General features: G+C 39.6%; 14 protein-coding genes and 1 rRNA gene. 4 read left to right on the forward strand and 11 right to left on the reverse strand.

Annotated elements, in window-relative coordinates; all coding sequences use genetic code 11:
* Nucleotide 1 precedes the first annotated feature (1 nt).
* The 11 genes from H1A11_RS07845 to H1A11_RS07895 form a co-directional block, all read right to left on the reverse strand.
* Nucleotides 2–925, reverse strand: coding sequence for a glycosyltransferase family 2 protein (locus H1A11_RS07845; RefSeq protein WP_181757989.1), 924 nt, complete (start codon nucleotides 923–925; stop codon nucleotides 2–4).
* 2 nt (nucleotides 926–927) lie between these two features.
* Nucleotides 928–2,094 (reverse strand): polysaccharide pyruvyl transferase family protein, encoded by a 1,167-nt coding sequence (locus tag H1A11_RS07850; protein WP_181757990.1) that lies wholly within the window; start codon nucleotides 2,092–2,094, stop codon nucleotides 928–930.
* 79 nt (nucleotides 2,095–2,173) lie between these two features.
* Nucleotides 2,174–3,118 carry a hypothetical protein gene (locus tag H1A11_RS07855; RefSeq protein ID WP_181757991.1) on the reverse strand — a complete coding sequence of 315 codons (945 nt, stop codon included), beginning with the start codon at nucleotides 3,116–3,118 and terminating at the stop codon, nucleotides 2,174–2,176.
* A 6-nt stretch (nucleotides 3,119–3,124) separates the two neighbouring features.
* Nucleotides 3,125–3,964, reverse strand: a complete 840-nt coding sequence (locus tag H1A11_RS07860) for an SDR family NAD(P)-dependent oxidoreductase (protein ID WP_117749573.1) — start codon at nucleotides 3,962–3,964, stop codon at nucleotides 3,125–3,127.
* 1 nt (nucleotide 3,965) lies between these two features.
* A complete protein-coding gene (locus H1A11_RS07865; protein ID WP_117878621.1) occupies nucleotides 3,966–5,495 on the reverse strand; it encodes a lipopolysaccharide biosynthesis protein in 1,530 nt (509 codons plus the stop codon).
* A complete protein-coding gene (locus H1A11_RS07870) occupies nucleotides 5,495–7,309 on the reverse strand; it encodes a Coenzyme F420 hydrogenase/dehydrogenase, beta subunit C-terminal domain (protein ID WP_117878623.1) in 1,815 nt (604 codons plus the stop codon). The genes H1A11_RS07865 and H1A11_RS07870 overlap by 1 nt, the downstream gene beginning before the upstream one ends.
* Before the next feature lie 222 nt (nucleotides 7,310–7,531).
* Nucleotides 7,532–7,640 (reverse strand): 5S ribosomal RNA (rrf, locus tag H1A11_RS07875).
* A gap of 387 nt (nucleotides 7,641–8,027) precedes the next feature.
* Entirely contained in the window at nucleotides 8,028–9,095 is a 1,068-nt protein-coding gene (locus H1A11_RS07880; protein WP_181757992.1) for an NAD-dependent epimerase/dehydratase family protein, read from the reverse strand.
* Nucleotides 9,096–9,098: 3 nt separating this feature from the next.
* The gene (locus H1A11_RS07885) at nucleotides 9,099–10,442 is read right to left on the reverse strand and encodes a nucleotide sugar dehydrogenase (RefSeq protein ID WP_087333099.1); all 1,344 of its coding nucleotides are present in this window, start codon (nucleotides 10,440–10,442) and stop codon (nucleotides 9,099–9,101) included.
* Between the two features lie 28 nt (nucleotides 10,443–10,470).
* Complete coding sequence (locus H1A11_RS07890) at nucleotides 10,471–10,959, reverse strand: UpxZ family transcription anti-terminator antagonist (RefSeq protein ID WP_181757993.1); 489 nt, start codon at nucleotides 10,957–10,959, stop codon at nucleotides 10,471–10,473.
* Nucleotides 10,960–11,026: 67 nt separating this feature from the next.
* Complete coding sequence (locus tag H1A11_RS07895) at nucleotides 11,027–11,557, reverse strand: UpxY family transcription antiterminator (RefSeq protein WP_087333097.1); 531 nt, start codon at nucleotides 11,555–11,557, stop codon at nucleotides 11,027–11,029.
* A 621-nt stretch (nucleotides 11,558–12,178) separates the two neighbouring features.
* Between H1A11_RS07895 and H1A11_RS07900 the strand changes: the two genes are divergently transcribed.
* The 4 genes from H1A11_RS07900 to H1A11_RS07915 all read left to right on the forward strand — a co-directional run bounded on the left by H1A11_RS07900 (nucleotide 12,179) and on the right by H1A11_RS07915 (nucleotide 14,634).
* Nucleotides 12,179–12,538: a hypothetical protein gene (locus tag H1A11_RS07900; protein WP_044468833.1), complete on the forward strand. Its 360-nt coding sequence runs from the start codon at nucleotides 12,179–12,181 to the stop codon at nucleotides 12,536–12,538.
* A gap of 180 nt (nucleotides 12,539–12,718) precedes the next feature.
* Nucleotides 12,719–13,084, forward strand: a complete 366-nt coding sequence (locus tag H1A11_RS07905) for an SH3 beta-barrel fold-containing protein (RefSeq protein ID WP_044468832.1) — start codon at nucleotides 12,719–12,721, stop codon at nucleotides 13,082–13,084.
* A 24-nt stretch (nucleotides 13,085–13,108) separates the two neighbouring features.
* The gene (locus H1A11_RS07910; RefSeq protein ID WP_181757994.1) at nucleotides 13,109–13,810 is read left to right on the forward strand and encodes a Lin1244/Lin1753 domain-containing protein; all 702 of its coding nucleotides are present in this window, start codon (nucleotides 13,109–13,111) and stop codon (nucleotides 13,808–13,810) included.
* A 59-nt stretch (nucleotides 13,811–13,869) separates the two neighbouring features.
* Nucleotides 13,870–14,634 carry a glycerophosphodiester phosphodiesterase family protein gene (locus tag H1A11_RS07915; protein WP_119961517.1) on the forward strand — a complete coding sequence of 255 codons (765 nt, stop codon included), beginning with the start codon at nucleotides 13,870–13,872 and terminating at the stop codon, nucleotides 14,632–14,634.
* The last annotated feature ends 95 nt before the right edge of the window (nucleotides 14,635–14,729 follow it).

Genomic DNA, 14,729 nt, shown 5'->3' on the forward strand with positions numbered 1-14,729 from the left:
ATTAAATAAATTTTGCAATCCAATATAGTCCAACCATTGACAAAATTATTTGAATATTTTTCTTTGTAAGAGATTTATTTTTAACTATATCCATCAAAACCAAAGGATATGCCTCCCTATATAAATTCCAAATTTGCATTCCAGAGAATAACCCGGATTTAATAGCTCTAATTTTTAGATTAATCTTGATTTCGGATATTGGCCTTTCAAAATCACTATCCAAAAGTCCCTCAAGATACGATACCATAGCAAAGCCGCTTTCCATTGATTCTTTGGTAATCCTCCGCACAAGACTTTCTTCGTTGATTGTTGCATCATAATAGTAAAGAGCCTCCCCAAGATATGAAACTGAAACTGAATTTTTCATCAAGGAAGCAAGGAAGCATTTGTCTTCGCCTAAGTTAATACCTTGAGGAAATGATGCACCATACTTAAGAACTATACTTCGCTTAACCAGTTTGCTCCAACAACTAGCATAAAGGCGTCCTCCTATAATATCCTTAAGGACTTGGATATTCTCAAGGGCTGCTGGTTGTTGTTTGATGAGTAGTTCTTTACCATTGGTGACACGATAAAAATCAAATAGGATAACATCCGCATCAGTTTCCTTCGCATGACTAGATAATAGTTCGAGCATTATGGGCGAGAGCCAATCATCAGAATCTGCATGAACAATATAATCTCCAGTACAAAATTCAAGTCCCATTTGTCGTGCTGAACTTACCCCTCCGTTCACTTTATGAATGACTTTTATACGAGAATCTTTAGCTGCATATTCATCGCAAATATTTCCACTCTTGTCAGGAGAACCATCGTCCACAAGGATTAGCTCCCAATCCAGATATGTTTGAGCAATGATGCTATCTACACATCTTCGTAGGAAAGACTCTGCTTTATAGACAGCCGTTATTATTGATATCTTCATACTCACTTAGCCAGTATATCTTGGAGTAGTTTCAAAGACTTGTTTTTCCACTCTTCTCTAATCTGGTTTACAGAATTCCAATCAATAGGCTCTGTAACATTCTTTTGTATAAGGCTTTCTGCATCTACCAATCTATTTTTGAGATTAAAAAGAGAAAGAATAGACTCAAATCTTGCCATTCCTCTTCCAGAATTTCCTACTACCCAAAATGGCTTGTTGAAAAGAATTGCAAAGGCTACTGCATGAAAAGAGTCAGCTATGACCATTTCTGCATCCATGAAACCTCTTAACCATTTAGTGACTGTTGGATTTTGGAATCGTTCGAGATGTTTCTTGATAAACCTTTTTGTAAATGGACGTGTATTTTCCCCTATATTTACATAGAAGGATTTCAATCCTAACTGTTTCTCGACATGTCCAATGAATTGTTTCTTCTCTTCAGTCATATCAAGAATATAGCAAAATAGATTACCCTCAGATTTTACCTCGTTCTCTTTCTCTACTATCTTAATGTAGTCTTCTTTATTAAGCAAAAGAGTTGGATCAAGAACAAACTCAGCATTTGATGCAAGGAAATTATTTACAAAAACTTCACCTACATTTTCCCTTACTGTAATTAGGTCAAATTGTTTAGCCAATTTTGCACACTCGTTTGTTTGTTCTTCGCAATACTCCCACTTACCAGTTCCAAAAGAAGCAGCATAAGCTATCTTTTTGATTTTTGGATTATGTTCAAAGCCCAAAAACATAGTTGAGAGATTTTCCACATACTTTGGTCTCCACACTTGATCGCTTCCTACAACAAGTGCACCAAGTCCCAATCTCTCGCTTATGCCGTTGTAATCCAAATTAGGATTCATAGGCTCTGTATGATTAATATAAGTGTCATAGAAATACGTCGAGTTCTTCCACAAAAGAGTACGTATGGAAGTTCTGTGATAATACAAATATTGCCTATTCCTCTTCTTTCCAATGAAACTAAGAACAAACGTATGGATATTTGCTTGCATAATCTCCTTTATCTGCAGTATAATAGGCTTTGGCATAATTCTTTGATTCAGAGTTATTGGTTCATACCCCATCTCCTTCAACACTTGCTGTAAAGCATAGTTCTGAAGAAAGCCTCCGAAGTTGACGTGTAAAGGGAGTGTAATAATTCCAATTCTCATTTTCGATACAATATATTAATTCCTATTTTTCTTCTTCTTAGATTACTTTCTTGCATGTTTCTGTAAAACTAACAGTCTTCTATGCCTTTATTAGTTTACCAATAATTTCCATTGTTATCTTCTTCCTTCCTCTCTTATTCATAAAGAAGCTATTGATATACAACTCTGGAGAAGTAAAACGTTCGTCCTTCAAATAGTTCAGCATTGGTGCTTCTACTACATTGGCTTCGTTAATATAATGAAAAATGTGAGTCTGAATGAAGTATTCTGTGAATCGAGAAGAGAGGTGTTCCGTGACTGGAAGGATAGCGATTACGGGGTTGAGTCGGCGTAAAGTGCAATAAATGAGCATTTCTTTCAGAATTTTGATGTTCTGCTGAATTTCGTATTCGTTTTCTTGTGAAAGTATAGGCGTTGGCAATGTGATGTCAAACTCACTATTCCAGCAGTTAATCCAGAAGTCGACATCTTTTTCAAGAGTGACTGCATCCTTCATTGGATTTTCAGTCAGCTCAAGACGAGTATCCTTCTTGATGTCGCGAAACACAAAGCGGAGGAGTCGAGGATTGAAGAAGAGTGGGAATTTGATGAGTTTAAACTCTTCTTTCTTATTATAATCTACAATATCCTCCTTTGGAAGGAAAGTATAATACTTAGCGTGTATACTCCTCGTTTTTTGGCGATATAAAAAAAACTTCAAAAGACATACCGGAATTATCACAAAAGCTCCTGGGGCTAAATACGGAATGATTTTACGTAGGATAGCAAAATCGTATTCGAAAGTTTGTGGACCAACAGCACAATTCAAGCCTTTAACACCTGATTCACTATAGTCAAAACCGAACTTTGGATGATTACTTCCGAGGTTAACCACCTGCAAATCCTTGGGAAATTTAGTCATATCCCAATACTTGCGCACATCGATAAGCTGGTTATTGTAATGATTTGTTCGCTTGTAGAGGGCATTGAAAAGAAAGAGTCCTGCAATACTCCAAAATACGATAGCTATAATAATTATTATCATATTGTTTTAGTTCAATGTCCATCCTCCATCAATAGCAATTACCTGTCCTACTATATTGTTGGCCGCATCGCTCGCAAGATAGAGTGCGAGAGATGCGACCTCTTCTACCAAAGTGTAGCGTTCTGTTGGATGCTGGCTAGTGTAGGCATTATCCTCTACCGACTTACCTTGAACTCCTCTATGGATGTTAGTTACTACATTACCAGGAGCGATTGCATTAACAAGCACACCTTTACAGACAAGCACTTTTGCCAACCCACGTGTGATACAAGTAGCTCCCCACTTAGAAACATTGTATGGATTGAAACCTGTAAGAATACCTGCGATAGATGTGATGTTAATAATCTTTCCTTTTCTGTTGTTCTCTACGAAATAGCGACCTTCTGCTTGACACATAAAGTAAAGTCCTCGCTGATTAGTATCAACAACTTTATCATACATTTCAGGTGTCACTTTGTCCCACGAAGCAGAATCATAGATACCCGCATTGTTGACGAAAATGTCAATTCCGCCAACTTCAACAACAAGCTGATGAATCTTTGAATCAGCAACCTTTTCATCGGTAATATCCCAACAAATGGTGTAAAGGTTCTGATTGTTGAGTGCTTGCTTTGTTTCGTCAAGCTTCTTTTTGTTTCGTCCACTGATGATTACAGTTGCACCTTCTGCAAGAAAGAGCTTAGCAATACCAAGTCCGATACCGCTAGTTCCACCTGAAACAAAAACAATTTTATTTGAGAGTTGCAAAGAAGGTGCTACTATCGAAACATTTGTGTAAACAACTCCTCCTGTACGTATATATTTCTTAAAGTTAGAGATGTATTTCTTTATTGAACTGATTGACATATTACCTTTTGATTTTTGATAGCACCTTTTTTTTAACTGTATTTCGCATTATTGGGCTTAAACCAAAGAAATAGATAAGAATACAGCAAACTATTACGCTAGTTATTCCCACTATAAGGAATCGGCTGCCCCCCTCTTCCATATAGTAGCAAACAGCAAAAAGAGGAAGCGACGAAACAATACCTATAGGGAAAACTACACCATATACATATTTATAAAACTTACCAATCGAAAATCCTGTATATCGCCCCAAAATGGATCCAGTGATGAATGTCTCCACCACCCATGGGATAATACCAATTATCAGAACAACGTACATACTTACACCCATCTTTAAAAGAACCCAACTGATGGGTACGATGGAAAGAAGTACTGATCCTGACAAGACATTCGGCCATTTCATTCTTCCATTGGCATGAATACCAGTAACAATAGGTCTTGCCATGGTTTGAATCAAACTTTGAATCAATATAATTCTCGTAAAAAATACCGTATCATCTGGTATTTCTCCAAGCCACAAAGTGAGAACAAATTCAGCTTCGAAACATAATGGCAAAAGCACGAATAACATTAATAGGCCTGCATAACGAGAGCTGTTATTAATGAGTGTAAACATTTTCTCATATTCATGTACAGCACAATATTTTACTATTTGAGGATTGGCTGCTGTCAAAAAGTTAGTTACCAACTGCATTACCATTCCGTTTAGTACATTTCCAATACCTCTTGCGGCATTAATAATCGTACCAAAGAACATATTAAGAAGCATATTCAAGCCCTGATTGTTAAACATTACCGCAGCACAACCAAAAACATTCCAGCCGGAGAATCCAATAATAGATTTCAATAGAGACTTGTCCACTGTCCAAGATGTAACACACTCCTCATACTTTCGCTTACAATAAATTCTATAAATCAAAATACTGGTAGCACTGATAACCATCTGTAATACGGCAAAAAGCTTCAAATTATCAATAGTTGAGTACATCAACGAAAACGCAACAATAAGTTTTGCTACAGCATCATAAATGGCCATATATGCGTACACACTCATATTTTCATGAGCAATAAGTGTAGACATATATGGTACTTGTGTAACGTTGAGGAAGATAATGACGATTGAAGTATAGAATACATAATAGGCAGCATCCATTCTCTCCTTGGGTATCACAAGTTGACCATTCATAAACCACAAACCGCCAATAAGAATGATTATTGAAAGGAGGACTGCCATTGCAAAATGTACTACGAAAGTAGTAGAGAAGGTTATCTTGCTCTTCTCAATATCTCCTTTTCCAAGTGTAAAGGTGATGAATCGTTGTGTGCCAGAAGCAAGGGTGCTATTGAGGAAGGTAAACATAGTCACCATTCCTGCAACAACGTTGTTGATACCATAGTCTACAACACCCAAGTTCTGGAGAACAATACGCGAAGTAAAGATTCCTATCCCCATAGTAATAACCATACGGACGTATAGGAGTAGTGTATTCTTTGCTATGCGTTTATTGTTGTCTGAAACCGATGTTACCATTATCTATGCCACTTTACGTTTTCCTTAATAACCCTTGCTGGAACTCCACCTACGATAGTGCGCGCAGGTACATCTTTGGAAACAAGAGCTCCTGATGCCACAATAGCTCCATCGCCAATAGTTACGCCCTTGAGAATAGTCGCACCTTGTCCTATCCATACATATCGACCAATCTTAATAGATTTTGCAATTTTGTAACCTTCTTCCTCAATAGTATGCCCATCATACGAACGAATACATACGTCACGCCCAATGGTTGCACCTTCACCAATTTCAATAGTTTCACCACATGAAATTTGAACATTCTCGTTGATAAAACCTCCATGAAGAACCAGGTGACTGTTGGGAAAAACCCTGATGTAGGAGTTAGCAAAACATTGAAAATCCCCTATAACTGTCATTTTAGCATTATTCTCCAAAAGAATGCGAGTTTCAGTACGAGACTTTCTGATTTGCTTTTTTCCTGTAGCAAGCTTCGCTTTCAGTTCCATCTTTGCGCCTTTGTCAAGTTGAATGACTGTTCTACTCTGATTCATCAGCGGAAGTCGACAACCTCTCACGACATTCCTTGAAAAGAAGTTTACCCATAAAAAGGTGCTCCAAGCATTGCAAGATAATCCTAGCATTCTGAAAAGTGATAAAACTCGTTTGGCAAGAAATAAAACTCCGCGAATTCGCTTCTTGATATCAGTTAGTTTTGTAGGTACAGGAGGGAAATATTTCTTGGCAACTACCTCAAATTGCTCTTTATCCAATGCTTCAAAGAATTTATTTCTGTCAAGCTTTGCCGACTTCAATGAACTATCCATTGCCGGATTTCCCTTACGAGCATCTGCCATTGAGAATTCCTTCCAACAAATCTTGTCCTTAATAGCCTCAAAGAGGACCATACCTTTGTCTGAATTAACCATTACTAGGGATGTTCCTCTATCCTGATCCATAGACTTGTCAAGCTTCTCAATGCCCCAAAAATCAGCAAGAGTAATGTCTGCTTTCTGAGGGAAGCCTTTGAAGTGACACTCATAGCAAGAAGGACGAGTAAAGTTACCTACCTGCAAATAACCGATGAAGAATAGATCGTGATAACGATCTTTGCAATACTCTTTGCCATTGGAAAAATTCACGCGCATAGAGAAATTATGCCATCCCCATTCTTTTGCCTTAAACTTAATCTTGGTTGCCTTGGCTCCAAACTGACGCTCAAGCATTTCCATATACTTAAGAAATACCTTTGGCGAATTTACACCACGGCAGATAAAGTCGCAAGTAGTGAGGTTGCCATATTCCCTATTTCCGAGAACCTTATAGAGTGCCTGAATCTGACAAGGACAGCCACAGAAGAATACTTCTTTTCCTTCCTTCAAAAGCAGTTTAATCTCCTTATATATACCTTCCGCATTGCTTTGGAGATACTTGCTACTTCGTATTTCTGACAAACGTTCAGGGTTTGAGTCAATAATCTGCGAAACAGTATGATCCTCGTTATATACTGCACCACCTACGTATGCTTTCTTTGTATACATAACGTTAGCAAGCATAGAGTGAATACCTCCAGAAGTGCTATCAGTACGCACTTTGTCATCTTTTGTGTATGCAGCAAAAACTTTTGGTTCAGCGTATCTGACAACCTTATCTGAAGGCGCAATGATTGGGCATACCTTCTCACAAAGGTGGCAATCAATACATGTATCCATATTAACATCCGGATACCAGAAACCTTCTAAATCTGTCTTGAATGTAATTGAACCTTTAGGACATACATCACCACAGGCATTACATCCACAACAATCTATTTTATTTTTTATTTGGATCATATATAGTATTGATTCTATGTGCTAAACAGTGGCAACGCTCCACTGTCTCTCACCCAACTTGTTCATTATGCAAAAAGCATGCTTCACGACTAATCATTTTTGTATTTCTATTAGTCAATAACACAAAAATATTTTTTATGGGCAATATCTAAAAAACAATTTAGTACTTACATTTTCTTCAGTTACCCCAAAAGTTGTTTTTTGAATTAGAAAGATAAGAAAAAGAGGCGGCTACCTACTCTCCCACTTTTGTAGTACCATCGACGTTAGAGGGCTTAATGACTCTGTTCGAAATGGGAAAAGATGTTTCACCTCCACTATGACTGCCATAGATAAAAATTACCAAAGTAGCGTAGGCTACCAAGCAACAGAGAATTGCGTAAACGAGAGAATTGTTGCAATCTATGCTATTATCTTAAGGGCAGAACGAATCCACAAAATATAAGCCAAAATATCAGAGATATCGAACTTATGATAGCCAATAACAGCAGTAATATTTCTATCACTCAATCAATCATTGTTTTCGGTCTCAAACTCTAATCAACGATTAAATCAGTCACATTCCCAATTGTTGTTAACGTAGATTTTGTTACGGGATCTGCCTAGCAACTTTGTGCTGGTAAATCCTAACAGTTTTTAATTTTTCCATAATTTAAACTTTTAAGAATTTATAATTATTATCTTAAATATTCCTCTTGCGAGGTTTTCTTTTGTATATTTATTTATCACAAATCCGATAGTACTTTGCATACCACTCAGCGAAAACTCTAAGACCGTCACGAAGCGAGGTCGATGGCTTAAACCCAAAATCCTCCTCTAGTGGAGTAGTATCTGCAAATGTCACAGGTACATCACCTGCCTGCATGGGTACCAATTCTTTATGTGCTTCGAAATCATAATCCGCAAGTAGCACACCCGCGCGAATCAACTCCTCCTGAAGAATAGTCACAAAATCCAAAAGATTCTCTGGATTATTGTTACCGATGTTATATATTTTGTATGGAGGGATTGGCAGTCCGTCCTCACCACCCTGCTTTTTAGGAGCATGTTGCATCACACGAACCACACCCTCCACAATATCATCCACATACGTAAAGTCACGCTTGCAGTTTCCGTAGTTGAATATCTGAATCGTCTTGCCTTCACGCAACTTATTTGTAAAGCCAAAGTATGCCATATCAGGACGCCCTGCGGGACCATAGACCGTAAAAAATCGCAAACCCGTACTTGGAATGTTATACAGTTTTGAATAAGCATGCGCCATCAGTTCATTACTCTTCTTCGTAGCTGCATAGAGCGACACAGGATTATCCACCTTATCATCGGTAGAATACGGTACTTTCTTGTTCGAGCCATAAACCGAACTCGAAGAAGCGTATACCAGATGCTCCACTTCATGATGACGGCATGCCTCAAGAATATTGTAAAAACCAATGAGATTACTCTCAATATAGGCATCGGGATTGGTGATACTATAACGCACACCTGCCTGAGCCGCGAGATTTACAACAACGGATATCTTGTTCTCCGTAAAAATATTCTCTAATGATGTTCTATCAACAATCGAAGTCTGATAGAACTGCCAGTCGCAACCTAAAACCTCAATCTCTTTTAGGCGTTCATACTTAATATTCACATCGTAATAATCGGTAATGCTATCAATGCCGATTACTTTGATGTTATTTATATCCTTAAAAAGGCGCTTCACAAGATTAGAACCTATAAAACCAGCAGCACCTGTCACGAGGACTGTTTTGCCCTCCAAATTTACATTATATGTTACCATAGATTAATCGCGCTTAAAAATGTCGCGAGTATAGACTTTCCCTACCACATCATCGAGGCAAGAGTCATAACGGTTGGCAATGATAGCTTTCGATTTTTGTTTGAACTCATCGAGGTTGTTGACTACCTGACTGCCGAAGAAACTGGTGCCGTTCTCAAGAGTAGGCTCGTAAACAATCACCTCTGCACCTTTTGCCTTGATACGTTTCATGATGCCCTGAATCGCAGATTGACGAAAATTATCTGAATTTGACTTCATAGTTAGGCGATAAACACCTACTACACACTCATGCTCTTTGTTCGCATCCCATACGGCATTCTCATTGTAATAGCCAGCCTTGCGAAGAACAGCATCTGCTATATAATCCTTACGAGTGCGGTTTGACTCTACAATCGCTGTCATCATATTTTGGGGTACACTCTCATAATTTGCAAGGAGTTGCTTAGTATCTTTTGGTAAACAGTAACCACCATAACCAAATGATGGGTTATTGTAGTGAGTGCCAATACGAGGATCGAGACCAATTCCCTGAATGATGGCAGCTGAATCCAAACCTTTTACTTCAGCATAGGTATCAAGCTCATTGAAGTAACTTACACGAAGGGCAAGATAAGTATTGGCAAAGAGTTTGACTGCTTCGGCTTCTTTCAGTCCCATAAAGAGAGTATCAATGTTTTCTTTAATGGCACCTTCCTGAAGAAGCTTAGCGAATATCTCAGCAGACTCTTTCATGTGATTACCTTGAATCTTGCGGATTGCTTCGTTCTCCTCCTCCCATTCAACAGACATCATCTTTGGATAACCCACGATAATACGTGAAGGATAGAGATTGTCTTCAAGAGCTTTCGATTCACGAAGGAACTCAGGAGAGAACAAAAGGTGGAACTTACGACGTTTTCCATCTGGTAATGGTACCATCTGAGCAAACTTCTGAGCATACTTCACATAGAGGGAACGACAGTAACCAACTGGAATGGTTGACTTGATAACCATTGTTGCTTCAGGATTCACTGATAGTACAAGGTCAATAACGTCTTCTATATGATGTGTATCGAAGAAGTTCTTAGCCGGATCGTAGTTTGTAGGAGCTGCAATAACCACAAAGTCTGCATCCTTATAAGCAGATGCCCCATCAAGAGTTGCAGTGAGGTTCAGTTCCTTCTCCGCAAAATACTTCTCTATATATTCATCCTGAATTGGAGATATACGATTGTTAATCTTTTCCACCTTTTCAGGTATTACATCAACGGCTGTCACCTTGTGATGCTGTGACAACAAAGTAGCAATGCTCAAACCTACGTAACCGGTACCAGCAACTGCTATTTGCAAATCTTCAAAGTTTCTCATATTTCTGTCTTTCTTCAACCTTATGCTTTCACTCCTCCAGTTCTTCCCACGGATAAGGATTATCCACCACATTCCAAAACTCGTTAACCGCTTCTTGTTGTTCTGCCGTGAGCGATGCGAAATTCCAAGAAGCAATGATAGAACGGCCCTCGTCGGCCAAAGGCTCATCGAAAACCTCTCCATAACAAGCCGTAAGCAAACGGAGTTTCAACAAAGAGGAAGGAAGGGAATCAAGGGTATCCCAGCAACGCCTCAATACCTCCTGCACATGCTGTTGTTTTTCACCATGGTCAATGAACGAGGCACTATACCCCTTCAAGAGCGCAAGACATACATTTGCCTGCTCTTCCACCGTGGTGCCCCAAGTGCCAGAATTATACAAAGTTGTGGTCAAGCGATAGACTTCGCTGTTACGACGAGACAAGTCATCGCTATAGATAGGACTGCCGTCCATACCCAAATACATCAGATCGTGCGCGGCACGCTGAAGGAGGAGTGCTTCTTCTAAAAGAGACATGCTATTTTGATTTATGATTTCAGAGTTATGATTTTATCACCAATGACTAATCATTGATTATCGACGATTATTTGATTACTTCGATGAGGTCTGGATGGATGGTCGCAATGGCAACAGCAATGATACCTTGTATAGCAATCACTACACGACGATCACGGGCACCTTTTACCTTTAGAAAAACACCTTCTTGACCCTCGAAGTCGCCACCGGTGATACGAACTTTCGTACCTTTGGAGAGATTCAGTTCTTCGGGTTGGAAATAGAGAAGATGGTCATTGTAGGTACCGGCGACGGCTATGAAACGCTGCATATCATGGTCGGGAATGATTATTTTCTGACCGCTACGGGTATCAGTAATATATTGCAAATAAGTAATTTGAGACTTAAATCGCTGCACTTCGGAAGGACGTGCGTGGACAAAAACCAGATTACGGATGACGGGAACCAAAGCACGGACTTTCCTGCCCCTACAGATACTTATCTTATATTGCATAGGAATGAAACAGCCAAGATTTGCCTTTTCGAGAAGATGCATAGCTTCAAGCTCCCTGCGGTATGTGGCACGCATGGCAAACCAAACTTCGGTCTCTTTATCCATTTATATTCTTGCTGATTTTACTTAGAAAAAGGTATTCCTTGGGGGCTTTGAACTACCATTACAGAACTGTAGTTCAATCACTTGCGAGCATTTTATGGGAAGTTTGACAAGCACTATGCTCTTCTTGTCAACAAATTCTCTGCGGTTGTTCATTACCTTTTGGTAAGAGACTATAAACGAACGCATTAGAAACAAAAAAGCGTTTTTTAATCGTACGTTTAATGAACGCAAAGATAGAGACGTTTTTTGTAATGGCAAAATGTTTGATAGAAAAATGTTCCTAATAATAAATAATGATAAGTATATTGCATTGAATTTCAGTAGTATATACAATATATGTAATCAGTTAAAATCTTCTTATTTTTAGCTCTTTGAGTATGTCTTGTATAAGTTCGAAATAGCTGTTTTTTAAACGTACGTTTTTTAAACAGCATATCATCTTATATATCAACCATTTACAACTCACCCTTCACATTTCCCTCCAAAATTCCCTTATTTCTCCCTCACTTTTTATACTTTCGCATTTTTTAACCAGAGTAAAAAACAGTTAAACGAACGAAGAATTACACAAATGAAAGAACTCAAAAAAAGAAGCATCTCAACAGTAACGAGCAGAGAAGCATGTCGTATCAATCTGATACACAGAAGCTAAGAACAACGAAAGTAAAGGAACACAGCTCCATAGTGGACGAAAAGCTATTGGCAGAACGGGTTTACTACGGAGACCAGACCCATGTTTATGTAGGTTACTTAAGAGCCTTTAAATCAGGCTATTTTGAAGGAACAAATATCAAGAAAATTACAGATATAGCCAAACTATTCGTTGCTTCCGAAAACTTCACAAAGAGAACCAGAGGAGAGCAAAAGCCTTTGACTTACAGTACGATAATTACCGAATTGGAGAAGGTATGGGCCATCATAAAACGGGAAGATACCACACTGATTGACCCATACGGATATGATGTAAGGATAAATCACTGATAGTTCAGTACCTGGAAAGGCAGTAATTTTGCCCCCGTCAGCAACCGGACAGAAGGGCTACACCTTTCTCGTCGGATGGTGTAGCCTCAACAAGGCAAGGGCGTAGCCATCCGTACTGAAAGGAGTAGCCCTTTTTCATTGCTGATTATCATACATTTAATAACCCTAAAAACATAAAAAATGGGAAAAGAGAAAACTGAATTTGAGGAGCAATTTGTATCCAAAACAGAAAAAACAAAAAAACTATGGGAAAAACGGATTACGGAAAACACGACATTGAGCATGGAGTCTGTACAATGGATGGCACAGCGCATAAATTCCCTACTGGAATACATGCAATACGGATATGCATTGATAGCCTACCGAAAGCAGGACGGTAGCTTCTACATGGGAAAAGGAACCCTTGTTTCCTACGAAAACGACTTCAAAAAGAAACATGACGTGACAAGCATTAAAGCTCACGTAGCCTATTGGGACGCGGAACAACAAGGCTGGCGGACTTTTCTGATTGAGAATTTTATGGAGTGGAGACCGATAGTAAACTAATAAAAAACACCAATATCAAAAGCTATGGAGGCTTATTTACTACATGATGCCAATGCCGGCAGCAACTTAAAATTAATGATCATGATACAAGAAGAAGGTATGAAAGGATATGGTATTTACTGGACAGTGCTCGAATTCCTCAGATTGCAGAACGAATATAAAGCTAGCCTGAAAGTGATTCCCATACTGGCACAAAAAGCAAGGGTGACAACCGCCACACTGAAGCGAATCATCTATGACTATGCGCTGTTCGAGGTGAACGAGACAAGCTTCTCATCCCCCGGACTAAGCCGCCGCATGAAGCCATGGGATGCCCAACAAGAAGCTAAAAAAGAGGCCGGACGTCGCGGTGGACTGGTTAACCAGCAGAGAATCAGGGATGCCAAGACAAGCAGCGCTTTAGCAAATAAACTAAATAAAGAGAATAAAGAAAACCCCTCTCTATCTCCCCAAGGGGAGACGGGAAGAAGGAAGGAGGAGATTCTTCTGACTCCACCGGAGTACACGCTCAACAGACAGACGCATAATTACCAAGGCCTGATGGAAGAGCTGGCAAGGCAGAAAGTAACCGACATACACGATCTGAATGCCATCCTGAGACTGACGGATTTTGGAAAACTGGGAGGGAAAATCTGGAAAATCCTATACGAGTTGAACAGCTCACCCCAACTGAAAGCCCGCATCGTGATGCCCGGAAAGTACATACTGAAATTACTCAGAGGTTAGATTTAATAAAAGAAATATAATACTTATCTTTGTGTCCATAACAAAACACCCTAATCATTATGAATCTGAAAAAACTATTTTTTGCTTCCGCCCTGCTCTTTGCTGCATGCGGCACTATCCAGGCCCAGGAAGTCATTGCCCACCGTGGTTTCTGGACTACGGACGGCTCGGCCCAGAACTCCCTTGCCGCACTTGTAAAGGCTGATTCTATCCACTGCTACGGCTCCGAGTTCGACGTTTGGCTCACCACAGACAATCAGCTGGTTGTCAATCATGACGCCACCTTTAAAGGCGTAACTATGCAAGATGCCACAGCCAAGGTATGCACCGCCGTACAACTGGACAACGGCGAACAACTCCCTACCCTGCAACAGTATCTGGACAAGGCAAAAAGCCTGAAAACCCGCCTTATCCTCGAACTGAAAGCCCACAAGACTCCCGAACAGGAAACACGAGCCGTAGAGGGTATCGTAAAAATGATAAAGAACAAAGGACTGGAGGACCGTACGGAATATATTACCTTCTCCAAACATGCCACCAAGGAATTTATCCGTCTGGCACCCAAAGGTACGCCCGTTTACTATCTGGAGGGTGACCTTACCCCCAAGGAGCTGAAAGCATGGGGTTGTGCCGGTCCCGACTATCACTTCAGTGTCTTCCAAAAACATCCTGAATGGATAAAGGAATGCCACGACCTCGGCATGAAAGTAAACGCCTGGACCGTAAACGAAGCCAAAGACATGGAATGGCTTATCAGCCAAGGAGTAGATTTCATCACAACCAATGAACCGGTAGTGCTGGAAGAAATTTTAAAGAAAAAATAGCCGTTCCTTATACATTTAGAAACAAAAACCAAACAAACCGCTTCATTATGTCCACAATGGAGCGGTTTATTATTTTCAAAAAGATAGCAATTAGT

Source organism: Bacteroides sp. CACC 737 (assembly GCF_013874375.1).
Classification (GTDB): Bacteria; Bacteroidota; Bacteroidia; order Bacteroidales; family Bacteroidaceae; genus Bacteroides; species Bacteroides uniformis.

Excerpts from the sequence above, each read along its gene's own strand:
- H1A11_RS07845 (WP_181757989.1), bottom strand. The coding sequence starts at position 925 with ATGAAGATATCAATAATAACGGCTGTCTATAAAGCAGAGTCTTTCCTA.
- H1A11_RS07890 (WP_181757993.1), bottom strand. The coding sequence starts at position 10,959 with ATGTCTCTTTTAGAAGAAGCACTCCTCCTTCAGCGTGCCGCGCACGAT.
- H1A11_RS07870 (WP_117878623.1), bottom strand. The coding sequence starts at position 7,309 with ATGATCCAAATAAAAAATAAAATAGATTGTTGTGGATGTAATGCCTGT.
- H1A11_RS07895 (WP_087333097.1), bottom strand. The coding sequence starts at position 11,557 with ATGGATAAAGAGACCGAAGTTTGGTTTGCCATGCGTGCCACATACCGC.
- H1A11_RS07850 (WP_181757990.1), bottom strand. The coding sequence starts at position 2,094 with ATGAGAATTGGAATTATTACACTCCCTTTACACGTCAACTTCGGAGGC.
- H1A11_RS07880 (WP_181757992.1), bottom strand. The coding sequence starts at position 9,095 with ATGGTAACATATAATGTAAATTTGGAGGGCAAAACAGTCCTCGTGACA.
- H1A11_RS07910 (WP_181757994.1), top strand. The coding sequence starts at position 13,109 with ATGGAGGCTTATTTACTACATGATGCCAATGCCGGCAGCAACTTAAAA.
- H1A11_RS07905 (WP_044468832.1), top strand. The coding sequence starts at position 12,719 with ATGGGAAAAGAGAAAACTGAATTTGAGGAGCAATTTGTATCCAAAACA.
- H1A11_RS07885 (WP_087333099.1), bottom strand. The coding sequence starts at position 10,442 with ATGAGAAACTTTGAAGATTTGCAAATAGCAGTTGCTGGTACCGGTTAC.
- H1A11_RS07855 (WP_181757991.1), bottom strand. The coding sequence starts at position 3,118 with ATGATAATAATTATTATAGCTATCGTATTTTGGAGTATTGCAGGACTC.
- H1A11_RS07865 (WP_117878621.1), bottom strand. The coding sequence starts at position 5,495 with ATGGTAACATCGGTTTCAGACAACAATAAACGCATAGCAAAGAATACA.
- H1A11_RS07915 (WP_119961517.1), top strand. The coding sequence starts at position 13,870 with ATGAATCTGAAAAAACTATTTTTTGCTTCCGCCCTGCTCTTTGCTGCA.
- H1A11_RS07860 (WP_117749573.1), bottom strand. The coding sequence starts at position 3,964 with ATGTCAATCAGTTCAATAAAGAAATACATCTCTAACTTTAAGAAATAT.
- H1A11_RS07900 (WP_044468833.1), top strand. The coding sequence starts at position 12,179 with ATGTCGTATCAATCTGATACACAGAAGCTAAGAACAACGAAAGTAAAG.